The 22,491-nt window shown below is 64.8% G+C and carries 22 protein-coding genes; 14 read left to right on the top strand and 8 right to left on the bottom strand.

The genetic code is table 11. From position 1 onward, the window contains the following. Positions 1–210: 210 nt before the first annotated feature. The 4 genes from ACT4OC_RS23485 to ACT4OC_RS23470 all read right to left on the bottom strand — a co-directional run bounded on the left by ACT4OC_RS23485 (position 211) and on the right by ACT4OC_RS23470 (position 3,523). Positions 211–1,239 carry a patatin-like phospholipase family protein gene (locus ACT4OC_RS23485; RefSeq protein ID WP_444841425.1) on the bottom strand — a complete coding sequence of 343 codons (1,029 nt, stop codon included), beginning with the start codon at positions 1,237–1,239 and terminating at the stop codon, positions 211–213. A gap of 259 nt (positions 1,240–1,498) precedes the next feature. Continuing rightward, complete coding sequence (locus ACT4OC_RS23480; RefSeq protein WP_444841424.1) at positions 1,499–1,933, bottom strand: hypothetical protein; 435 nt, start codon at positions 1,931–1,933, stop codon at positions 1,499–1,501. 57 nt (positions 1,934–1,990) lie between these two features. Then, on the bottom strand, positions 1,991–2,326 hold the full coding sequence (locus tag ACT4OC_RS23475; protein WP_444841423.1) for a DUF883 family protein: 336 nt from the start codon (positions 2,324–2,326) through the stop codon (positions 1,991–1,993). Between the two features lie 69 nt (positions 2,327–2,395). Further along, the gene (locus ACT4OC_RS23470; RefSeq protein WP_444841422.1) at positions 2,396–3,523 is read right to left on the bottom strand and encodes an AI-2E family transporter; all 1,128 of its coding nucleotides are present in this window, start codon (positions 3,521–3,523) and stop codon (positions 2,396–2,398) included. A gap of 212 nt (positions 3,524–3,735) precedes the next feature. On the opposite strand from ACT4OC_RS23470, the gene ACT4OC_RS23465 reads away from it, so the two are divergent. Next, positions 3,736–4,344, top strand: a complete 609-nt coding sequence (locus ACT4OC_RS23465) for a DUF2865 domain-containing protein (RefSeq protein ID WP_444841421.1) — start codon at positions 3,736–3,738, stop codon at positions 4,342–4,344. A 130-nt stretch (positions 4,345–4,474) separates the two neighbouring features. Further along, positions 4,475–4,630 (top strand): Thivi_2564 family membrane protein, encoded by a 156-nt coding sequence (locus ACT4OC_RS23460; protein WP_444841420.1) that lies wholly within the window; start codon positions 4,475–4,477, stop codon positions 4,628–4,630. A 158-nt stretch (positions 4,631–4,788) separates the two neighbouring features. Here the strand turns inward: ACT4OC_RS23460 and ACT4OC_RS23455 are convergent, their stop codons facing one another. The 3 genes from ACT4OC_RS23455 to cysD all read right to left on the bottom strand — a co-directional run bounded on the left by ACT4OC_RS23455 (position 4,789) and on the right by cysD (position 9,843). After that, positions 4,789–6,951 (bottom strand): malate synthase G, encoded by a 2,163-nt coding sequence (locus ACT4OC_RS23455; protein WP_444841419.1) that lies wholly within the window; start codon positions 6,949–6,951, stop codon positions 4,789–4,791. A gap of 156 nt (positions 6,952–7,107) precedes the next feature. Next, positions 7,108–9,024: an adenylyl-sulfate kinase gene (gene cysC, locus ACT4OC_RS23450; RefSeq protein WP_444841418.1), complete on the bottom strand. Its 1,917-nt coding sequence runs from the start codon at positions 9,022–9,024 to the stop codon at positions 7,108–7,110. A gap of 24 nt (positions 9,025–9,048) precedes the next feature. Further along, positions 9,049–9,843: a sulfate adenylyltransferase subunit CysD gene (gene cysD, locus ACT4OC_RS23445; RefSeq protein WP_444841426.1), complete on the bottom strand. Its 795-nt coding sequence runs from the start codon at positions 9,841–9,843 to the stop codon at positions 9,049–9,051. Positions 9,844–10,078: 235 nt separating this feature from the next. Here cysD and cysG point away from each other — a divergent pair, with 235 nt between their 5' ends. The 12 genes from cysG (at position 10,079) to ACT4OC_RS23385 (ending at position 21,396) form a co-directional block, all read left to right on the top strand. Next, positions 10,079–11,512 carry a siroheme synthase CysG gene (cysG, locus tag ACT4OC_RS23440; protein ID WP_444841417.1) on the top strand — a complete coding sequence of 478 codons (1,434 nt, stop codon included), beginning with the start codon at positions 10,079–10,081 and terminating at the stop codon, positions 11,510–11,512. Then, a complete protein-coding gene (locus ACT4OC_RS23435; protein WP_444841416.1) occupies positions 11,509–11,823 on the top strand; it encodes a DUF2849 domain-containing protein in 315 nt (104 codons plus the stop codon). The genes cysG and ACT4OC_RS23435 overlap by 4 nt, the downstream gene beginning before the upstream one ends. Positions 11,824–11,833: 10 nt before the next feature. Then, positions 11,834–13,489: a nitrite/sulfite reductase gene (locus tag ACT4OC_RS23430; protein WP_444841415.1), complete on the top strand. Its 1,656-nt coding sequence runs from the start codon at positions 11,834–11,836 to the stop codon at positions 13,487–13,489. Beyond that, the gene (locus ACT4OC_RS23425) at positions 13,476–13,988 is read left to right on the top strand and encodes a DUF934 domain-containing protein (RefSeq protein WP_444841414.1); all 513 of its coding nucleotides are present in this window, start codon (positions 13,476–13,478) and stop codon (positions 13,986–13,988) included. Before ACT4OC_RS23430 ends, ACT4OC_RS23425 begins: the two co-directional genes overlap by 14 nt. Further along, complete coding sequence (locus ACT4OC_RS23420; protein ID WP_444841413.1) at positions 13,985–14,713, top strand: phosphoadenylyl-sulfate reductase; 729 nt, start codon at positions 13,985–13,987, stop codon at positions 14,711–14,713. Before ACT4OC_RS23425 ends, ACT4OC_RS23420 begins: the two co-directional genes overlap by 4 nt. Positions 14,714–14,825: 112 nt before the next feature. Next, complete coding sequence (locus ACT4OC_RS23415) at positions 14,826–15,827, top strand: sulfate ABC transporter substrate-binding protein (RefSeq protein WP_444841412.1); 1,002 nt, start codon at positions 14,826–14,828, stop codon at positions 15,825–15,827. Positions 15,828–15,896: 69 nt separating this feature from the next. After that, positions 15,897–16,703, top strand: a complete 807-nt coding sequence (gene cysT, locus ACT4OC_RS23410) for a sulfate ABC transporter permease subunit CysT (RefSeq protein WP_444841411.1) — start codon at positions 15,897–15,899, stop codon at positions 16,701–16,703. A 7-nt stretch (positions 16,704–16,710) separates the two neighbouring features. Next, the gene (gene cysW, locus ACT4OC_RS23405; RefSeq protein WP_444841410.1) at positions 16,711–17,583 is read left to right on the top strand and encodes a sulfate ABC transporter permease subunit CysW; all 873 of its coding nucleotides are present in this window, start codon (positions 16,711–16,713) and stop codon (positions 17,581–17,583) included. Then, complete coding sequence (locus ACT4OC_RS23400; RefSeq protein WP_444841409.1) at positions 17,573–18,622, top strand: sulfate/molybdate ABC transporter ATP-binding protein; 1,050 nt, start codon at positions 17,573–17,575, stop codon at positions 18,620–18,622. Before cysW ends, ACT4OC_RS23400 begins: the two co-directional genes overlap by 11 nt. Positions 18,623–18,833: 211 nt before the next feature. Further along, positions 18,834–19,334, top strand: a complete 501-nt coding sequence (locus ACT4OC_RS23395; protein WP_444841408.1) for a CAP domain-containing protein — start codon at positions 18,834–18,836, stop codon at positions 19,332–19,334. A gap of 95 nt (positions 19,335–19,429) precedes the next feature. Beyond that, positions 19,430–20,602, top strand: coding sequence for a DUF3734 domain-containing protein (locus tag ACT4OC_RS23390; protein ID WP_444841407.1), 1,173 nt, complete (start codon positions 19,430–19,432; stop codon positions 20,600–20,602). Between the two features lie 5 nt (positions 20,603–20,607). Further along, positions 20,608–21,396, top strand: coding sequence for a 3-hydroxybutyrate dehydrogenase (locus tag ACT4OC_RS23385; RefSeq protein ID WP_444841406.1), 789 nt, complete (start codon positions 20,608–20,610; stop codon positions 21,394–21,396). Between the two features lie 148 nt (positions 21,397–21,544). On the opposite strand, the gene ACT4OC_RS23380 is transcribed toward ACT4OC_RS23385, so the two are convergent. Next, on the bottom strand, positions 21,545–22,372 hold the full coding sequence (locus ACT4OC_RS23380; protein ID WP_444841405.1) for a sulfite exporter TauE/SafE family protein: 828 nt from the start codon (positions 22,370–22,372) through the stop codon (positions 21,545–21,547). Positions 22,373–22,491: the final 119 nt, after the last annotated feature.

The raw sequence follows: 22,491 nt of genomic DNA, 5'->3' as shown, positions 1-22,491 counted from the left end.
AAGATGACGGTCGCCTGCGAGCCGGTCGTCAGCGTGCTGACCGAGGTCGCCAAGCTGCTGCAGCCGGGCCGGTGCCTGACGTGATGGCGAGGAAGGATCCCGACGAAAGCTCGTAGGATGGCTAGAGCGGACAGCGAAACCCATCATGTGTCCGCGAGAAAGGTGATGGGTTTCGCAAGGGCTCAACTCATCCTACGAGGGGCGCCCGCCTCACAAGAACATCTCCGCGAAATCGATGGTCGAGCGCGTGCCGATGTGCTCGAAATTCGCGTCCAGCCACGTTCTCGCCGTGTCGCGGCCGGCGTCGCGCAGGCGGCACAACAGGCTCCACTCGGGGTGAAACTGCGTGGCGGCGCCGAGCTCGGACATCAAGGGATCGTTGCCGATCCAGTGCATGAACATGCGCCGGTGCTTCTGGCTGTCGAGCTCGCCGGCATCGATCAGCTTGGTGGCGAACGCCACCGCGCGCATCTCGCGCATCAGCGAGGAGTTGAAGCTGATCTCGGTGATCCGGTGCAGCACGTCGGCCGCGCTGGCCGGCAATTCGTCACGCCTGATCGCGGTGACCTGCGCGATGACGACGTCGCGCGAGCCGGCGCGATAGATCAGGGGATAGATCGCGGGATTGCCGAGATAGCCGCCGTCCCAATAATGCTCGCCGTCGATCTCGACCGCCTGGGAATAGGGCGGCAGGCAGGCCGACGCCAGCACCGCATCGACCGTGAGCCTCGGCGTCTCGAACACCTTCAGCTTGCCGGTCCGCACGTTGGTGGCGTTGAGGAACAGATGCGGCGCCCGGTCGTCGTGGTTGATGCGCTCGAAATCGATCACGCGCGAAAGCAGCTCGCGCACCGGATTGAAATGAAAGGGATTGAGCAGGTTCGGCGGCAGCGTGTGGGTCAGCGTGTGGATCGCGGCATGCACGGGATGCCATTCCGGCGGCAGCTTCATTGCCTGGATCCACTGATTCCAGGGCGAGAAGAAATCGTACATCACGTCCATCTGCGAGACCTGGTGCCAGAAATCGTGCAGCGCGGCGCGCGCCGCTTCCGGCCCGCCCGACACCATGCCGGAGGCGAACGCCACCGCGTTCATCGCCCCTGCGCTGGTCGCGCTCACCGCCTCGATGCCGAGCCTGCCGTCCTCCAGCACCCGGTCGATCACGCCCCAGACGAACGCGCCATGGGCGCCGCCGCCCTGTAGCGCAAAACTCACCTTCTTCACCGTCTCGCCACCCACGACGGATCCTCGAAACTACTCTGCTGCAAGCTGCCCGGCACGGGAATCGCCCGGAGGGTAGGCATATTTCCGCGTCTTTGGCAGAGGCTTGTCCAGCATTTTCTTGTCGTTCACTGCGCCTCTAAACGAGAGGAGCAGCGAACCAGCAAAACTCGGGCGAAATTCGCGCCGTGGGAAGCTGAGCCTGCACGTTTCCACGTCATTGCGACCCGTTGGCTCGCAATGACGGTTGCGGCGATCGTGCCGAGAGTTGCCGTGCCTACTCCGCCGGCTCCTCGGCTTGCGCATGTCCGCGCGCCGCGAGCAGGCCGATTGCCACGCCGCCGATCGCGAGCAGCGGTACCAGCCGCTTGATGCCGATGGCGCGGACGAGCTGGATGCCGATCGCGATCATCGCGGGATCGGCGAGCGGCGAGCGCGCCGCAGCCTTCGCCTGCTGCTCGGCGCGGACCCGGATCCGATGCTTGCGCAGCATGTAGCCGCTGGCCGCGAGCAGCGCCGCCACGAGGAAGACGCCCGCTCCCGCCAGGCACGCTTCGATGGGACCGTACTGCTGCAGCACGAATATGAAGGCGGCGGCGCACAGGAATGCGATCGTGATGAACAGCGCCACCACGGCGGCGAGCACGAGCGACGTCAGGTGCACCACGTTGCCGGTCGATACCTTGAAGTCGTCGATCATGCGCTGGAACATTAGCGCGCCTCGCCCTGTAGAGCCCGTCAGGTCTTGCGTGCGCCGGGCTTGATGGCCTCAGCGGCGCCAGGTGACGCCGATCAGGAAGCCGATGCCGAGCGCAACGCCCATCGCCGCCAGCGGCCGCTCCGCGATGGCTTCCTCCAGCGTCTCCTCGATCGTGCCGGCCGCATCCTGCGCGGCGCCCATCATCGCGTTGCCGCGCTCGGAGATGTCGCCGATGGCATCTTCCGCGCTGGCACGCGCCTGCTTGTAGCCGCGGCGAGCTTCCTTCTGCGCGGTGCCGGCAAGCGAGTTCATGACGTCGGTAATCTGCCGGGCGAGCGCAGAGATGTCGCCCTTGACGGCGCTGACGTCCTTTTCGAGGCGGTCGATGTTCGCTGTGTCCATCATGTCGTTGTCCCGGATTCTGTTGCGGGAGAACGCCGGTTCGGGCGGGAAGTTCCTCTTCCCGAATCCCGGTCAATCCTCGGGCAGCTGCGGCGTTTCGTCCGGCATCAGATGCTCCTTCAGGATCGATGCCACGATCAGCAGCGGCGAAGACAGGAAGGCGCCCATCGGGCCCCACAGCCAGGTCCAGAACGCGAGCGCCAGCAGCACGGCAAGCGCGTTCAGCGCCAGCTTGCGGCCGATGATGGTCGGAGTGATGAAATGGCCTTCGAAGAAGGTGAGGATGCCGAACATCAATGGCGCCATCAACGCACCGGCGAGCGTCGGGAAGCTCACGAGGCCGACGATGACGAGCACGAAGAACATCGCGATCGGACCGATGATCGGGATGTAATTGAGCGTCGCCGCGAGCGCGCCGAGGCCGGCCGGGTTCGGCATGCCCGTCAGCACGCAGATCAGTCCGGTGGCGATGCCGACGCCGGCGTTGATCATGGTGACGGTGAGCAGGTAGCCGCCGAGATGTTCCTCGATCTCGTTGAGGATCCGCAGCGTGCGCAGCCGGCGGCCGCGATCGCCGAAGGTCATGATCAGCGTGCGGCGCAGGTCCTTCCAGCTCGCGATGAACAGCACCAGCGTGGCGAAGAACAGCAGGAATTCGGTGAAGGTTGGCGACAGGAATTCCAGCGTCGGCTGCACCCAGTCGAACTTCGGCATCTGCAAGCCGGTCAGCCCGTCGGAGCTGCCGAGCATGGCCTGCAGCTCGTGCCACAGCGCCAGCGGCCGGTCGAAGACGTGCAGCTTGTCCTTCAGCCTGCCTGCAAGCTCGGGCAACCGCGTGCTCCATTCCATCGCGGGGGCGGAGATCAGGCCGACGATGAAGGCGCCGAGCGCGGTGACCGCGGCCACGATCAGGACCGAACCGACGGCACGGGGAATGTGAATGCGCTCGAGGAAGCCGGCCGCCGGCGACAGCATGGTGCCGATCACGAAGGCCAGCACCACCGGAAGGAAAAATGCCTTGGCGACGTAGAGTGCGGCGATGGCGGCGATGAGCAGCAGCCCGGCGAGCGCAACGGCGACGACTTCCTGACGGCGGATCAGCGGCGGCTGTTCGATTGCACTGTCCGGCAGCGGTGTGCCGTTCTCGCGCGGCGGCTCGTGCTCGCGGGGCAGGACACGATCGCCGGGAAGCGCACGCACCTTGGTCCTCCCTCGCGGACGTGCATTCGTCGCGCTGTATCCTTGCGTACAAAATCTCCGCCGCGACAACTTGCGGGCATGTGCAAGGGTTCCATGGCGCGATCGCCGGAACTGCGTCCGCGCCGGCGCGTTGGTCCCAACTTGCGAATTCGATGGGGCAACCAGTGTCAAAATTCCGAAAGCCGGCCGGGCGAATATCATCCAGCCTTTGCATGCTGGCAGCCGTCCTGGGGACCGCCCTGACGGCCTTGGCCGCGATGCCGCCTGCGGCAGAGGCGCAGGATTTCTTCTCGAACTTCTTCCGGGGTTTCGGCCGCCCTCGTCCGCCGATGGTTCAGATGCCGTTCGGAGAAAACTTCCAGCAGGCCGAGCCGCGGCAGCTCGTGGGCGGCCAGGCGTTTTGCGTGCGCACCTGCGACGGCCGCCATTTCCCGATCACCGGCAATGACGGCGAGAGCCGCGGCGCGGTCTGCAGCGGTCTTTGTCCGAATGTGGATACCGAAGTGGTCTACGGCAGCGCCATCGACAATGCGGCGACCGAGAACGGCAAGCCGTACGCGAAGCTGCCGAACGCCTTCCGCTATCGCAACGAGCTCGTGTCAGGCTGCGCCTGCAACGGCAAGGACGCCGGCGGCCTTGCCAGGATAGAGCCCGCGAACGATCCGACCTTGCGCAAGGGCGACATCGTCGCCGGCGAAAGAGGCCTCGTCACCGCCAACCAGAGCGCCGACGGGCGCACGCCGGTGCAATTCTCGCCGGCCTCCGAGCGCATCAAGCAGCGCTACCGCCCGCCGCCCGTGGTCGCGAAAGGCAGGAATTGAGAGCGCGAGCGTTGCGCCATTGCGCAATTGACGGGGTTGGCCGGATTGCTGTGGTTCCCAGGATGGAACCCGGGGCGCCCCTTCGAGTTGATGACCGGCCAACAGCGGTCATTGCAGAAGGGGTCTTCCGATGCTCGTCGGTGCGCTCGTCACATTCCTTGTGGTCATCCTCATCCTCTATCTGATCAACCTCCTGCCGCTCGACGGCCGCGCCAAGCAGATCTGCCGGGTCATCGTGATCGTGCTGGGCGTGATCTCGCTGCTGAAATACCTCGCCGTGGTTTAGCGCACCCACCATCCGTCATTGCGAGCGAAGCGAAGCAATCCATCGTGCTGCGATTGCGGAGGGATGGATTGCTTCGTCGCCTTGCTCCTCGCAATGACGGTCGAAACAAAAAGCCCCGGCATCGGCCGGGGCTTTCGTCATGGATCTCTGCAAGTCTATCAACCGGCCGCTTTCGCCTCCTTGCGGCGGGCGTGCAGGATGAATTCGGTATAGCCGTTCGGCTGCTCGCGGCCCTTGAATACGAGGTCGCAGGCGGCCTTGAAGGCGACGCCGTCGAAGGCGGGCGCCATCGGCTTGTAGAGGGGATCGCCGGCGTTCTGATTGTCGACGACGACCGCCATGCGCTTCAGCGACTCCATCACCTGGTCGGCTGTGATGACGCCCTGGTGCAGCCAGTTCGCCAGATGCTGGCTGGAGATGCGCAAGGTGGCGCGATCTTCCATCAGGCCGACGTCGTGGATATCGGGCACCTTGGAGCAGCCGACGCCCTGGTCGATCCAGCGCACGACGTAACCGAGAATGCCCTGGCAGTTGTTGTCGATCTCCTGCTTGACGTCGTCGGGCGCCCAGTTCGACTGCGACACCGGGATGGTGAGGATGTCGGAGAGTCTTGCGCGCGGTCCGCCCCTGGCGAGCTCCTGCTGACGCGCGATGACGTTGACCTGGTGATAGTGCAGCGCGTGCAGCGTGGCCGCGGTCGGCGAGGGCACCCATGCCGTAGTGGCGCCGGCCTGCGGATGGCCGAGCTTCTGCGCCAGCATGTCCGCCATCTTGTCGGGGGCGGCCCACATGCCCTTGCCGATCTGCGCGTGGCCGGGCAGGCCGTCGATCAGGCCGTTGTCGACGTTCCAGTCCTCATAGGCCTTGATCCAGGCTTGCGCCTTCATGTCGTTCTTGCGGATCATCGGGCCCGCTTCCATCGAGGTGTGGATCTCGTCGCCGGTGCGGTCGAGGAAGCCGGTGTTGATGAAGCAGATGCGCCTCGACGCATTCTGGATGCAGGCCTTGAGATTGACCGTGGTGCGGCGCTCCTCGTCCATGATGCCGACCTTCATGGTGTCTGCCGGCAGCGCCAGCATCTTCTCGACTTCGCCGAACAATTCGCAGGTGAGCGCGACTTCATCCGGGCCGTGCATCTTCGGCTTGACGATGTAGACCGAGCCCTTGCGGCTGTTCCTGACCTTCGAGTTGCCCTTGAGGTCGTGGATCGCGAGCAGGCCGGCGACGGCGGCATCGAGGATGCCTTCCGGAATCTCCTCGCCTTTTTCGTCAAGCACGGCGTCGGTGTACATGTGATGGCCGACATTGCGCATCAGCAGCAGGCTGCGCCCGTGCAGCTTCAATTCGCCGCCGTCGGGCGTCTTGTAGATGCGGTCGGCATTGAGCGAGCGGGTCATGGTCTTGCCGCCCTTCTCGAAATCGGCGGCGAGCGTGCCGTTCATCAGGCCGAGCGTGTTGCGATAGACCAGAACCTTGTCCTCGGCATCGACGGCGGCAACGCTGTCCTCCATGTCAAGGATGGTGGAAACCGCCGATTCCATGATCATGTCGGCGACGCCGGCCGGATCGTCCTTGCCGATCGGGTGGTTGCGGTCGATCTTGATCTCGACATGCATGCCGTTGTTGACGAGCAGCACCGCCGACGGCCCTTCCTGATTGCCCTGATAGCCCGCAAATTGCGCCGGCGTCTTCAATGCGGTCGCATTGCCGCTCTTCAGCTTCGCCGAGAGCTGGCCGGCCACCACGCTGTAGCCGATGACGTCGCTGTGATTGCCGGTGGCGAGGGGAGCTGCGGCATCGAGGAACGATTTCGCCTTGGCGATCACCTTGTCGCCGCGCGCCCTGTTGTAGCCCTTGCCGGCTTCGCTCGGATCATGCGGGATCGCATCGGTGCCGTAGAAGGCGTCGTAGAGCGAGCCCCAGCGCGCATTCGCCGCGTTCAGCGCATAGCGCGCATTGGTGAGGGGCACCACCAGCTGCGGACCGCAGATCTTGCCGATCTCGTCATCGACATTGGCGGTCTCGACCTTCTTGGTAGCCGGCTCCGACAGGAGATAGCCGATCTCCTTCAGGAACGCGGTATAGGCGTTGATATCGACCGGCTTGCCCTTGTTGGCGCGGTGCCAGGCGTCGATCTTCTCCTGCAGCGTGTCGCGGAATTTCAGCAGGTCGCGGTTCTTCGGCGCCAGCTTCCTGACGATGGCGGCAAGCCCCGCCCAGAACGCGTCGGGCGCAATCCCGGTTTTGGGGGTCGCCTCCTTCTCGATGAAATCGAACAGGACAGGCGCGATCTTCAATCCGTGGGCATCGACACGTTTCATGATGGGCTTTCTCGGCAGAAATGGCGTTTTGTAGCTGTTCCCGGGGAGAAAACAGCAAAAAGCGCGCCAAAGGGCGGCGTTCAAGGCGCCCTTTTAGCCACAAGCCGGGAGGATGAGAAGGCCCCCGAAAGCCGTAAAAAGACCTCCGGGGATGCCTCAGATATTGGCGGCGAGATCGGCCAGTTCGTCGAACAGGACGCCGGTTCTGGCCAGCATCCGCTCGATCTCCTCGGTCGCTTCCGCAACCGAACGGGCCGAGGTGTCGAGCACGAGCTCGGCCTCGGTCGGCGCCTGGTAGTCGTTGCCGATGCCGGTGAACGACTTCAGGCTACCTGCTCGCGCCTTGGCATAGTGCCCCTTGGGATCGCGGCTTTCGCAGACCTCGGCGGGCGTCGAGACATATATTTCGCGGAACGTGCTGTCGGCGATGCGGCGGGCCGCGGCGCGATCGTCAGTAGCGGGCGAGACCGCGGCGACGATGGCGATATGGCCGTTGCGGGCGAGGTGCGTGGCGACTTCCGCCAGCCGGCGGATATTCTCGCTGCGGTCCTGCGGCGAGAAGCCGAGATCGCCGTTGAGGCCGGCGCGCAGCGTATCCCCGTCGAGCAGGATCGGCGAGCCGCCATTGGTGAAGAGACGGCGCTCGAGCGCGCGCGCCAGGGTCGACTTGCCGGAGCCCGGCAGTCCGGTGAGCCACACCACCGCACCGTTGTGCCGATAGCGCGCCGACCGCTCGTCGGGGCGCAGCGCCGATTCCACTGGCACGATGTCGATGGGAGCCGCGCGCTGTCCGGCATCGACCGACAGCACTAGACCGCCGCCGGCAATGCGGCCGTTGACCTCGATGACGAGACGGCCGGTGCGCGGGTTCTCGTCATGCGGATCGGCCGCAATCGCCTGCGCCAGCGAGATGTCGATCTCGCCGACATGGTTGCGCGCGATCGACTTGCCTTCGTCGTTCGACAGGGCGCCGGGATCGATCGCCTTTTCGATCGCGACCACATTGGCACGGGCTTCGCGGGTGCCGAGGCGCACCAGGATGGAATCGCCCTTGGCGAGCGGCTTGTCGTGCAGCCAGAAAATGCGGGCGCGGATGCGGCGGGTGTCGCGCGGGGACGTTCCCGCATGGGCGATGATGTCGCCACGCTCGACGAACAGCTCGCGGTCGAGCGTGATGCCGACGGAGCGGCCGGCGCCCTGGCGGCCTTCGACCGGGGTGAGCGGCCAGCTCTCGACCGAGCGGATTTTGGCAATCTTTCCGGCGGGCATGATGACGATCTCGTCGCCCGCGATCAGGCTGCCGGATTCGATGCGACCGGCCACGATGCGGCGGTCGTCGAACTTGTAGATCGCCTGCACCGGCAGGCGCAGGGCGAGCTGCTCCAGCGCGCGTGCCGGCTCCAGCGCATCCAGCGCCTCGACCACGGTCGGGCCCTTGTACCAGGCGATATTCTTCGTATGCGCCGCGACGCCGTCGCCGTCGCGCGCCGAGATCGGGATCACCGCGGACGGCGTGACGCCGAGGCCGGTGAGATGCGCGGTAATCTCCGCAGCTATCTCCTCGAATCGCGCCGCGCCGAAATCGACACGGTCCATCTTGTTGACGACCACGGCGACCTGCTTGATGCCGAGGAGATGCAGGAGATAGCCGTGCCGCCTCGTCTGGTCGCGCACGCCTTCCAGCGCGTCGATGATCAGCACCGCGCCGTCGGCCTGCGAGGCGCCGGTGATCATGTTGCGCAGGAATTCGGCGTGGCCGGGCGCGTCGATCAGGACGACGTCGCGCGAATGGGTGCGGAAGCGGATCTGCGTGGTGTCGATGGTGATGCCCTGGTCGCGCTCGGTCTGCAGCGCGTCGAGCAGGAACGACCATTCGAACGGCATGCCGCGCCGCGCGCTGACGGCTTTCAGCATTTCCAGCTTGCCCTCGGGCAGACTGCCGGTCTCGTGCAGCAGGCGGCCGACCAGGGTGGACTTGCCGTGGTCGACATGGCCGACGATGACGATGCGCACTTGCGGTCGCGTCGTGCCGTTGGGCGTTGCCGACAAGGTGGGGGAGACGATCATGTTCATGAGGGCGCTCACAGCAGGAATTCGTCAGAGATAGCCGGCGACGCGCAGGCGCTCGAAAGCGTCTTCGGTCTCGTGGTCCAGCGCACGACCCGCGCGCTCCGGCACCTTGGTGGCGTCGAGCTCGGCGAGGATTTCGTCGATATTGGAAGCCATGGAAGCGACGGGATTGGTGATGTCCTGGTCGCCGAGCGAGCGGTAACGCTTGCCCTCTTTGGCGATGTAAAGCGGGATGATCGGGATGTTCTCGCGCTTGGTGTAGGCCCAGATGTCGGCCTCGGTCCAATGCAGGATCGGGTGGATGCGCAAATGCGCGCCCTGCGGCGGCGAGGCGTTGAAATGGTCCCAGAATTCAGGCGGCTGGTCGCGTACGTCCCATTCGCCCTCCAGGCCGCGCGGCGAGAACACACGCTCCTTGGCGCGGGTTGCTTCCTCGTCGCGGCGGATGCCGGCGATCAGGCCGTCAAAGCCGTGCTTGGCCAGCGCAAGCTTGAGCCCTTCGGTCTTGCGCGCGGCGGAGCGCGCGGCGGGCGGCAGGGTCGGATCGACGGCGTCGATCGGCGGGCAGGGCTCGACGCGCAGATCGAGGTCCCATTCCTTCGCGTAGCGGTCGCGGAAGGCGTACATCTCGGCGAACTTCTTGGCGGTATCGACATGCATCGCCGGGAAGGGCACGCGGCCGAAGAAGGCCTTGCGCGCCAGCCAGATCATGACGTTGGAGTCCTTGCCCAGCGACCACAACAGGGCGAGCTTCTTAAGGCGTGCAAAGGCCTCGCGGAGAATGTAGATGCTCTGGGCCTCGAGCTGGTCGAGGTGATCCATCGAGGGCGGGGTCATTTGCGGCACGGAAGATGCTTTAATCAGCGGTGCCTGGCGGAGCCGCTCTCTCGCGGATTCGTTGGTGAGAACATCCATCTCGTCGACCTCGACCTGAATAGGCGAAAATTCCATCTGCAAGCCGCAATTTAGAAGAAATAATTTTCTCTATTTCGGGCTTGCGACACACTTAGAGAGAAAATAATTTCAGTCAACCCCGAAGTGGGAAAGAGAGCGTCGCATGCGGTTTCTGCCTGTCTTCCTCGATCTGCAAAGCGGACCGGTGCTCCTGGTCGGCGCCGGCGATCTCGTGCGCGCGAAATTGCGCCTGCTGACGTCGGCCGGCGCGCGGGTGCGCTGGTATGCGACCGACGGCAATCATGACCTCAGTGGGATTGCGGCCGACGATGCCGCGCGCATCGAGATCGCGGAAGGCGATCCGCTTGCAGCCGACCTCAAGGGCGTCATCGCCATCCTCTGCGCCGGCGCCGGCGACATCGGCGTCGCCATGTCCGCGCGCGCGAAATCGGTCGGCCTGCCCATCAATGTGATGGACGATCTTGCGCATTCCACTTTCATCTTTCCTGCCATCGTCGATCGCGGCGACGTCGTCGTTGCCGTCGGCACCGGCGGGGCTTCGCCCGTCGTCGCGCGCCGCGTGCGCGAACGCATCGAGGCGGTGCTGCCGGCGCGGATCGGCGATCTCGCCGCCTTCATCGGCACGTTTCGCAAATCCATTCATGCGCGCATTCCGGAATTTGCGTTGCGCCGCCGTTTCTGGGAGCGAATCGTCGATGGCCCGATCGGGGCGCTGGTGCTGGCCGGGCGCAAGGACGAGGCCGAGAAGGCGCTCAACGATATTTCCGATGCCTCCGCTTTTGCCGGCGGCGATGACGGCAAGGCCAGGGGCCATGTCACGCTGGTTGGCGCCGGCCCCGGCGATCCGGATTTGCTGACAGTGAAGGCGTTGCGCGCGCTGCAAGACGCCGACATCGTGTTCTACGACGAGCTCGTCTCGGCCGAAGTGCTCGACCGCGCCCGCCGCGATGCGGCGCGCGTGCCGGTCGGCCGCCGCGTCGGCAAGCCCGGCATCGGCCAGGACGCGATCAACAAGCTGTTGGTTGAAGCGGCCCGGTCCGGCCAGCGCGCGGTGCGGCTGAAGGGCGGCGATTCCTTCATCTTCGGCCGCGGCGGCGAGGAAGTGGACGTGCTGCGCGCCGCCGGCGTCAGCTATTCCATCATCCCCGGTATCACCGCCGGTCTCGGCGCCGCCGCGCAGTTCGAGACGCCGCTGACCTATCGCCAGGAAGCGCTGCGCATCACCTTCCTCACCGCGCACCGGGCGCAGGACGCCGAGACCGTCGACTGGTCGGTGCTGACAGACAGGAAGATGACCGTCGTCGTCTACATGGGCATGACCGCTGCGCCGACCATCCGCGACGGCATGCTCGCCGCCGGCCGCTCGCCGCGCACGCCGGTCGGCGTGTTCGCGCGGGTGACGCGTCCGGACGCCAAGGCCGCGGTCGGCACGCTCGACCAGTTGCCTGAACTGGTGACTCAAATCGATGGCGGTCCTGCCATCCTCATCATCGGCGACGTGGTTGCGCATTCCGCGCCATGGCGCAACTACGAGCTCAATGACGTAATCGCCAACCTCCTGGAAGCTGCCGAATGACCTCTCCGCTGCAACAAAAAATCAAGATCACGGGTCCGTCGGTGGTGACCGCGAACCGCACCTCCGATGGCGTGGTGATCTGGCGCACCGGCTCCAAAGACTGGTCCACCGATCTCGCCGACGCCGCCGTCGTCCGCACTGCGGACGATGCGCGGGCGCTGCTGGCCGAAGCCATCGACGACGATCTCGGCGCGGTCGGCGCCTATATCGCGCCCGTTGAACTGAAGGACGGCAACATCGTGCCCGGCAATCTGCGCGAGCGCATTCGCGTCAAGGGCCTCACCATCGAACTGCTGCCGGTCCCGGCATAAAGGCTTTCCCATGTACGCATACGACGAACTCGACCGCACGCTGCTCAACGAGCGCGTTTCCGAATTCCGCGACCAGGTGAAGCGCCGCCTCTCCGGCGAGCTCACCGAGGACGAATTCAAGATGCTGCGCCTGCAGAACGGCGTTTACCTGCAACTGCATGCCTACATGTTCCGCGTCGCCATCCCCTACGGCACGCTGTCCTCGAAGCAGCTGCGCGCACTCGCCCATGTCGCGCGCCGCTACGACCGCGGCTACGGCCATTTCACCACGCGGCAGAACATCCAGTACAACTGGATCAAGCTGTCCGAGCTGCCGGATGCGCTCGCCGACCTCGCCGAGGTCGGCATCCACGCCATGCAGACCTCGGGCAACAACACCCGCAACGTCACCTCCGACCAATGGGCCGGAGTGGCGCCCGGCGAGGTCGACGATCCCCGCATCTGGTCGGAGCTCTTGCGCCAGTACACCACGCTGCATCCGGAGTTCTCGTTCCTGCCGCGCAAGTTCAAGATCGCGATCACGGCCTCGGCGCACGACCGCGCCGCGATCAAGATCCACGACATCGGCCTCAAGCTCTACAAGAACGAGGACGGCGAGCTCGGCTTCGAGGTGCTGGTCGGCGGCGGGCTCGGCCGCACGCCGTTCATTGCGAAAACCATCAAGCAGTTCGTGCACCGCCGCGACATCCTCAGCTACGTCGAGGCGATCATGCGCGTCTACAACCAGTACGGCCGCCGCGACAACATCTACAAGGCGCGCATCAAGATCCTGGTGCACGAGCTCGGCATCGAAAAGTTCGCCCGCGAAGTCGAGGAGGAGTGGCAGTACCTGCGCGACGGCGCGCTCGTCGTCGAGGACTCCGCCATCGAGGACATCCGCGCGCGCTTCGCCTATCCGAAGTACGAGAAGCTGCCGCACATGCCTGACGAGCTGAAGCAGGCCGCGCATGATCCGCTGTTCGAGCGCTGGCGGCGTAATTCCGTCTTCACCCACAAGGCGCAGGGCTATTCCATCGTCACCATCTCGCTGAAGCCGGTCGGCGCGCCTCCGGGCGACGCCACGGCCGAGCAGATGGATGCGCTGGCCGATCTCGCCGACAAATATTCCTTCGGCGAGATTCGTGTCGGCCATGAGCAGAACCTGGCGCTGCCGCATGTCGCCAAGCGCGATCTGCCGGCGCTGTGGAAGGCGCTGGACAAGATCGGCCTTGCCACGCCGAACGTGAACCTCGTCTCCGACATCATCGCTTGCCCGGGGCTGGACTACTGCTCGCTGGCCAATGCGCGCTCGATCCCGATCGCGCAGGAGCTGACGCGGCGCTTCGCCAATCACGACACCGCGAACCTGATCGGCCGGCTGCACATCAACATCTCCGGCTGCATCAACGCCTGCGGCCATCACCATGTCGGCCATATCGGCATTTTGGGCGTCGAGAAGAACGGCGAGGAATTCTACCAGATCACCATCGGCGGCCGCGCCGACGAGCAGGCCCAGATGGGCACGCTGATCGGCCCTGCGGTGCCCTATGCCGAGGTCGCCGACGTGGTCGAGGACATCGTCGAAGCTTACCTCGCGCTGCGCGATTCAAAGGAGGAGCTGTTCATCGACACGGTGAAGCGCCTCGGCGTCGAACCTTTCAAGGAGCGGGTCTATGCCACTCGTTAAGAACGGAATTATCGCAACCGACGTCTTCTTCCACGCCGCCGACGGCGCCGAGCTGCCGGGCGACGGGCCGGTGCTGGTCTCCGCGGCGCGCTTCCTGGAAAATCCCGAGGCGCTGCTGGGGCGCGGCAAGGTCGGCGTGATCTGGCCGAACAACCGCGACCTCGACGACCTCGTGCCGTATCTCGATCGCCTCGCGCTGGTCGCGCTGGTATTCCCGTCGTTCCGCGACGGCCGCGCCTATACGCAGGCGCGCCTCTTGCGCGAGCGTCACGGCTACGAGGGCGAGCTGCGCGCCACCGGGCAGGTGCTGCGCGACCAGTTCGTGTTCATGCTGCGCGCCGGCTTCGATGCGCTCGATGTGAAGAAGCAGGCCGATGCCGAAGCGTTCGGCGAAGCGGAGCGCCGCTACAGCGTGTTCTATCAGCCGACCGGCGATGGCCGGCTCTCCGCATTGCACCGGCGCAGCCAGCAGCGCCGTTCCGGGAGTGCCCGCCAGTGAGCGCCATCGCACCGCAGGAAGTTTCCGCCACTCCGCCGTTGCCGCCGGCCGCGGCGCTCGACGAGGTACTGCGTCACGCTTCGCCCGCCGAGGTGATCGCTGCGGCTCTGAAGGTCGTCGGCCGCGAGCATCTCGCTTTGGTGTCGTCGTTCGGCACGGAATCGGCGGCGCTGCTCAAGGTGATGGCGGACGTCGATTCCGCGATTCCCGTCGTCTTCCTCGATACCGGCTGGCTGTTCCAGGAGACGCTGGACTACCGCGACACGCTGACGAGACAGCTTGGGCTGTCAGACGTGCGCTCCATCAAGCCGCTGGAAGAAACACTCTCGCGCGAGGATCCGGACAAGGAATTGTGGTTCTCGGATCCCGATGCCTGCTGCCGCATCCGCAAAGTGGAGCCGCTGGCGCGCGCGCTGAAGCCGTTTGCGGCTTGGATCAACGGGCGCAAGCGTTTTCAGGGCGGCGCCCGCGTCGATATTCCCGTTGTCGAACAGGACGGTGCGCGGCTGAAGTTCAATCCCTTCGCCAATGTTTCGCCCGAGGAGATCGAGGCGATCTACAAGCTCGGCAATTTACCGCCGCACCCGCTCGTCGCATCCGGGTTCCTCTCGGTCGGCTGCATGCCCTGCACCAGCCGCAGCGAAGCCGGCGAGGATGCGCGTGCCGGCCGCTGGCGCGGCAGGGCCAAGACGGAATGCGGCATCCACACGACGCCGACTTCGTAGCATGGTGAAGCTGTAACGTCGTGAACTACGAAAAGCGGTTCCGTTGACTTAAGGCCGGTTTCTCACGAGTTTATTTCCAACAGCGCTCGACGGCTTTCGCTCGTCATGCCGAATGGAGATTGAGATGATCCGCCCCGCGTTCGCCGCCGCTCTTGCTTTGCTGTTCGCGAGTTCTGCCTATGCCGCCGATGTCTCGCTGCTCAACGTGTCCTACGATCCGACGCGGGAGCTCTACGCCGATTTCAACAAGGCGTTTGCCGCGGTGTATCAGAAGGAAACCGGCAAGACCGTCGAGGTCAAGCAGTCGCATGGCGGCTCCGGCTCGCAGGCGCGCGCCGTAATCGACGGGTTGCAGGCCGATGTCGTCACGCTTGCGCTCGCGTATGACATCGACGCGGTTGCGGCACGGGGTCTCACCGCTCCCGACTGGCAGAAGCGCCTGCCGCTCAATGCCTCGCCCTACACCTCGACCATCGTGTTCCTTGTGCGCAAGGGCAATCCCAAGGGCATCAAGGACTGGGACGACCTGATCAGGAAGGGCGTGGAAGTCATCACGCCGAACCCGAAGACCTCGGGCGGCGCGCGCTGGAATTATCTCGCCGCCTGGGGTTATGCCGAGAAGAAGTACGGCTCCGCCGAGAAAGCAAAGCAATTCGTCGCCGAGTTGTTCAAGCACGTGCCAGTGCTCGACACCGGCGCGCGCGGCTCCACCGTCACCTTTGTCGAGCGCGGCGTCGGCGACGTGCTGCTCGCCTGGGAGAACGAGGCATTCCTGGCGCAACGCGAATTCGGCAAGGACAAGTTCGAGATCGTGGCGCCGCCGCTGTCGATCCTCGCCGAGCCGCCGGTCGCCATCGTCGACAAGGTTGCCGACAAGAAAGGTACGCGCGCGGTGGCAGAGGCTTATCTGAAGTATTGGTATACTAGGGAAGGTCAGGAGATTGCCGCACGCAACTCCTATCGTCCGCGGGATAGCGAGATCGCGAAGGAATACGAAAAGTACTTTGCCAAGGTGGAACTGTTCACGATCGACGGCGTTTTCGGTGGTTGGGCCAAGGCGCAGAAGGAGCACTTCGCCGAGGGCGGCATTTTCGACCAGATCTACAAGAACTGACGAGTACCAGGGGCGGGCTGCAGCGCAGCGGGGGATGTTGTGAACGGAGTGCCGCAACGGCGCAGCACTTTGCCAGGGTTCGGTCTCACCATGGGACTGACCCTGACATGGCTCTCCGTCATCATCCTGATTCCGCTGGCCGGCCTCTTTATCAAGACGCTCGATCTTTCCCTCGAGCAGTTCTGGGGAATCGTCACCAGCCGCCGCACCCTCAATGCGCTGAAGATTTCCTTCGGCCTGTCGTTCGCCGCCGCCTGTGTCAATCTCGTGATGGGAACGATCGTGGTTTGGGCGCTGGTGCGCTACAAATTCCCCGGCCGCCGGCTGTTCGATGCCATCGTCGACATTCCCTTTGCGCTGCCGACGGCGGTTGCCGGCGTCGCGTTGACACAGCTGTTCGCTCAGAAGGGCTGGCTCGGTGCACCGCTCGCCGAGCTCGGCATCAAGGTCGCCTTCACGCCGATCGGAATCTTCATCGCCATGATCTTCATCGGCGTTCCCTTCGTGGTTCGCACGGTGCAGCCGGTGCTGCAGGACCTCGACGTGGAGATCGAGGAGGCAGCAGCTTCACTGGGCGCCAACCGCTGGCACACGGTGTTTCGCGTCATCCTGCCGAGCCTGATCCCGGCGCTCTTGACCGGCTTCGCGCTGGCGTTTGCGCGCGCCGTCGGCGAATACGGCTCCGTCATATTCATTGCAGGCAATCTGCCCAACGTCTCCGAGATCGCGCCGCTTCTGATTGTGATCCGGCTCTCCGAATTCCGCTATGCCGATGCGACGGCCATTGCGGTCGTCATGCTGCTGGCATCGTTCTTCATCATCTTCGCCGTCAACCGTCTGCAGCGCTGGGCGCAGAGGCGCATTCCCGCGCATTGAGGAAGCGATGAGCGAGCAGCACAGCCTCACTTACACGCCGCCGCGGGACGGAGTACACACCGAGCCCGGCGCGATCCGCTTCGTCATCGTCGCGCTGGCGGTGCTGTTCCTGCTGATCTTCGTCGTGCTGCCTTTGGTGGTCGTCTTCGCGTCGGCATTTTCGCGCGGGATACCGGCCTATTTCACCGCGCTCCGGCAGCCCGAAGCATTGGCCGCAATCAAGCTGACGTTGCTGATCGCCGCGATCTCCGTCAGCCTCAATCTGATCTTCGGCGTCATCGCCGCCTGGGCCATTGCAAAATTCGATTTCCCCGGCAAGACCTTCCTGATCACCCTGATCGACCTGCCGTTCTCGGTCAGTCCGGTGATCTCAGGTCTCGTCTTCGTGCTGCTGTTCGGCGCGCAGGGATTTTTCGGCTCCTGGCTGCAGGCCAACGACATCCGCATCCTCTTTGCGGTTCCCGGCATCGCGCTTGCCACCATTTTCGTCACGTTCCCTTTCGTGGCGCGGGCGTTGATCCCCCTGATGCAGGAGCAGGGTACGCAGGAGGAGGAGGCCGCGATCTCGCTCGGCGCGTCGGGATTGCAAACCTTCTTCCGCGTCACTTTGCCAAATATCAAATGGGGCCTGCTCTATGGCGTGCTATTGTGTAACGCACGGGCGATGGGCGAATTCGGCGCGGTATCGGTGGTGTCTGGCCATATCCGCGGCGAGACCAACACCATGCCGCTGCTGGTGGAAATCCTCTATAATGAGTATCAGTTCGTGGCCTCGTTCGCGATTGCTTCGTTACTTGCCATGCTGGCGTTGATCACGCTGGTGGCCAAGACGATCCTCGAACGGCGGCTGGATGAAACACAGGTGCCGAGTGACGATTGAAGTCAAGAACCTAACCAAGAAGTTCGGCGATTTCGCCGCGCTCGACAATGTCGACCTCAAGGTCGCAGACGGCGAGTTGCTGGCGCTGCTCGGCCCGTCCGGCTCCGGCAAGACCACGCTGCTCCGCATCATCGCCGGCCTCGACTGGCCCGACGCCGGCGAAGTTTCGTTCGACGGCGAGAACGCGCTGTCGCGAGGCGCCGGCGAGCGCCACGTCGGCTTCGTGTTCCAGCACTACGCGCTGTTCCGCCACATGACGGTGTTCGAGAACGTCGCGTTTGGCCTGCGCGTGCAGCCCCGCGCCCTCCGCAAGGACGAGGCTGCCATCCGCGCACGGGTAAAGGAGCTGCTCGATCTCGTGCAGCTCGACTGGCTCGCCGACCGCTATCCGAGCCAGCTCTCCGGCGGCCAGCGCCAGCGCATTGCGCTGGCGCGCGCGCTCGCCATCGAGCCGCGTATCCTGCTGCTGGACGAACCGTTCGGCGCGCTCGATGCCAAGGTGCGCAAGGAGCTGCGGCAATGGCTGCGTACGCTGCATTCGGAAATCCACGTCACCTCGATCTTCGTCACCCATGACCAGGAGGAGGCGCTGGAAGTCGCTAACCGCGTCGTGGTGATGGACAAGGGCCGTATCGAGCAGGTCGGCACGCCCGGCGACGTCTACGACAATCCGGCCACCGCCTTCGTGCACGGCTTCATCGGCGAATCCATCGTGCTGCCGGTGGAAGTGCGCGACGGCAACGTGCGGCTCGACGGCAGGCCGCTCAACATCGAGCCCAACGGCTCGGCGCCGGGGGCGGCAAGGCTGTTCATCCGCCGTCACGACATGCAGGTCGGCCCGGCCGGCAGCGGCGCGCTGGAAGGCTCGGTCAGGCGCGTGCGCACCTTCGGCCTGATCCAGCGCGCGGAAGTCGCGCTGAGCGGCGGCGAGGGCAAGACCGTGATCGAGATCGACGCCCCGCGCGACCGCGAATTGCAGCCGGGCGATGCCGTCAGCCTGCAGCCGCGGCGGTACCGGATATTTGCGGCGCAGGAGTAGGTAGGGCACCGTCATTCCGGGATGGTCCGAAGGACCAGACCTCAGATGCGCAGTTGCGCATCGGGGAATCTCGAGATTCCAGGTTCGCTTCGCTCCCCGGAATGACACCGATGCCCCGCCACGGAAAGACCCGGAATCGCCCCGCCGTTCACTTTTCAGCCACGGTTGATATGCAACAACGGCCCCCTGACCTCGGGGGTAGTTTCCGACCATGCGGGCGATTCTCGCCATTTTGGCGCTTCTGGCGCTTTCCGGCTGCCTGTCCGACAGCCAGCCGGAGCAGCCGGCCATGTATCTGTCCATGGCCAATGGCGGCGCCACGCTGGATCCGCAGACCGCCGCCTCCATGATCTCGCAATACCGCCAGAACAACGGCCTCGGAAAGGTCGTGGTCGACCCCGACCTGATGAAGGTCGCACAGGCCCAGTCCATGGCCATGGCGAGCCGCAACAAGCTCGACCATGACGTCAAGGGGCCCTTGGCCAGGCGGCTCTCCGGCTCCGGCTACCCGGCCACGGCGGCGGTGGAGAATGTCTCCGCCGGATACCACACACTGGCCGAGGCCTTTTCCGGCTGGCGCGATTCCCCGCCGCACCGGGCCAATATGCTCAGCCGCGATGTCACAAAACTGGGCATTGCCGCCAGTTATGCGCCGAATACCAAATACAAGGTGTTCTGGACGCTCATTCTTGCGTCAACGGATGCCAGATAAATCAGTCTTGATTTCGGTTCCGGTCTCGTCGATTGACGCAACTGCGAACAGCCGCTTTGGTGCGGCCGGCGTGGCACTCTCATCGACGGATCACCATGGATAGCTCCCCTTCCTTGCCGGCGACGACGCCCGCCATGGCGCAGCGCGTGCTGGTCCTGCAGGGCGGCGGCGCGCTCGGCTCATACCAGGCCGGCGCCTTCCAGGCGCTGTGTCACAGCGGCTTCGAGCCGGAATGGATCGCCGGCATTTCGATCGGCGCGGTCAACGCCGCGATCATCGCCGGCAACGAAGGCGCGACGCGCGTCGAGCGGCTGAAGGAATTCTGGCACATGGTGTCCCAGCCGGTGCCGTGGAATCCCGTGGTGCCGGGCGATCACGCCCGCTCGCTGTTCAACGAGACCTCCGCCGCCATCATCGCGACCTTCGGCGTGCCCGGCTTCTTCACCCCGCGCTTTCCGCCGGCGCCGCTCTGGCCGGCCGGCACCGCCTCGGCGCTGAGCTACTACGACACCGCGCCGCTGAAGAAGACGCTGGAGCGGCTCGTCGATTTCGATCGCATCAACGATCTGAAGATGCGGCTTTCCGTCGGCGCGGTGAACGTCACGTCAGGCAACTTCGCCTATTTCGATAATTTCGAGTTCAGCAAGCTCGGCAAGAAGATCGGTCCCGAGCACATCATGGCTTCCGGCGCGCTGCCGCCCGGCTTTCCCGCCGTCGTCATCGACGGCGAGCATTACTGGGACGGCGGCATCGCCTCCAACACGCCGCTGGACTACGTGCTGGGGAAGGAGACGAGCCGCGACGTCCTGATCTTCCAGGTCGACCTGTTCAGTGCCAGGGGCGAGCTTCCGACGACCCTGCTGGAAGCGGCGGAGCGCGAAAAGGATATCCGCTTTTCAAGCCGCACCCGCATGAACACCGACAAGAACCGGCAGCTTCACAATGCCCGCTTGGCGCTGCGCGACCTGATCGGCAAGCTGCCGGATCACCTGAAGAACGATCCGTCGGTCGAATTTTTGCGCGAGGCCGCCAAGGAAAACACGGTCACCGTCGTGCACCTGATCTATCGCAGCAAGAATCACGAATCCTCTTCCAAGGACTACGACTTCTCCCATATCGGCGTGGTCGAGCACTGGGATGCCGGCGTGCGCGACGTGCACCGGTCGATGAAGCACAAGCATTGGCTCGAGCGGCCGCAGCCCGGCCAGACCATGGTGGCTTACGATCTCAACCGGGACGGCGAAGGCGCCCCCGCAAGGAAGGAGTGAAGAATATGGGTTCGTTGACAGGCAAGACGGCGGTGGTGACCGGTTCGACCAGCGGCATCGGGCTCGCCATCGCGCGGGCGTTCGCGGGCGCCGGCGCCAACGTCGTCATCAACGGCTTTGGCGTGCCGGCCGACATCGAGCACGAACGCTCCGGCATCGAGACCGATTTCAAGGTGCGCGCCGTGCATTCGCCGGCCGACATGAGCAAGCCCGCCGAGATCGCCGAGATGATTGCGCTCGGCGAAAAGACCTTCGGCAGCGTCGACATCCTCGTCAACAATGCCGGCATCCAGTTCGTTTCCCCGATCGAGGAATTCCCGGTCGAGAAATGGGACGCCATCATCGCCATCAACCTGTCGTCGGCGTTCCACGCCATCCGCGCCGCGGTGCCGCTGATGAAGAAGCGCGGCTGGGGCCGTATCATCAACACGGCGTCGGCGCACTCGAAAGTCGCTTCGCCCTTCAAGTCGGCCTATGTCTCGGCCAAGCACGGCATCGACGGCCTCACCAAGACGGTGGCGCTGGAGCTTGCGACCTTCAAGATCACCTGCAACTGCATCAGTCCGGGCTACGTCTGGACGCCGCTGGTCGAGAAGCAGATCCCCGACACCATGAAGGCGCGCAACATGACCAAGGAGCAGGTCATCAAGGACGTGCTGCTGGCGGCGCAGCCGACCAAGGAGTTCGTCACCGTCGAGCAGGTCGCAGCGCTTGCGCTGTTCCTATGCGGCAACGACGCCGCCCAGATCACCGGTGCCAACCTGTCGATCGACGGCGGCTGGACCGCGGCGTAGGGCGGGGCCGTAGCCGTTGCGCACACTTGTCATGCCCCGCGCATGCGGGGCATCCAGTACGCCGCGGCTTATCGTTTTGTCTTTGATGTCTCTGGAATACTGGATCACCCGCATTCGCGGGTGATGACAGCCGGTTAGCGCAGCTGCGTCAGTGGCTCGTGGCCGTCAGCGCCGTCACCGTCGACGCCGAAAGTTGCAGCTCCTGCGCGCCGATCTTGCCGGCGACCAGGATCAGCACGGCGGCCAGCGTCAGCCGCAGCACCGTCTCCGGCACGCGCAGCGCGCTGTAGCTGCCGATCACGATGCCTGGCAGCGAGCCCATCAGCAGCACGCCCATCAGCGACCAGTCGACGGCCCCGAGCGCCCAGTGCCCGAAGCCGGCCACCAGCGTCAGCGGCACCGCATGCGCGATGTCGGAGCCGACAATGGTCACCATCGACAGGCGGGGGTAGAGCAGCAGCAGCACGGTGACGCCGACCGCGCCGGCGCCGACCGAGGAAATCGACACGAGAACGCCGAGCGCCACGCCCGTCACGACGGTCAGGATCGCGGTGGTCCGTTCATCGACGTGCTCCAGCCGCTTGCGATAGCGCTCCATGATCGCCTTGCGGAAGATCAGGGAGGTCGCGGTGAGCAGCAGCGCAAAGCACAGCACCAGGTTGACGATGGTTTTCTGCGCCGAGGCATCGAGATTGAGCTGCCACATCACCAGCATCGTGACGACGCTCGCGGGCAGGCTGCCCGAGGCGAGCCGGATCACGGCGGGCCAGTGAATGCTGCGCCCGAGGCCATGGACCAGGCTGCCGCCGGTCTTGGTGGCCGCGGCATAAAGGAGATCGGTCCCCACCGCCGTGGTCGGGTGAACGCCGAACAGCAGGATGAGCAGCGGCGTCATCAGCGAGCCGCCGCCGACACCCGTCATTCCGACAAGCAGGCCGACGGCAAAGCCGGAGGCGACGTAGAGCGGATCGATCATTTCCACGCGTTTGTTGATTACATTTCAGACATGTAACGGTGCAGGCCCCCCGACCGCAACGGAGCCGGCAAAATAAGAATATTTCATGCGCGCAATGGAACCGAATGGTGTTTTTCCCC

The organism is Bradyrhizobium sp. (assembly GCF_052389815.1).
GTDB lineage: Bacteria > Pseudomonadota > Alphaproteobacteria > Rhizobiales > Xanthobacteraceae > Bradyrhizobium.
Note: the sequence above shows the minus strand (reverse complement) of the source record. Positions and strands in the feature narration are given on the sequence as shown.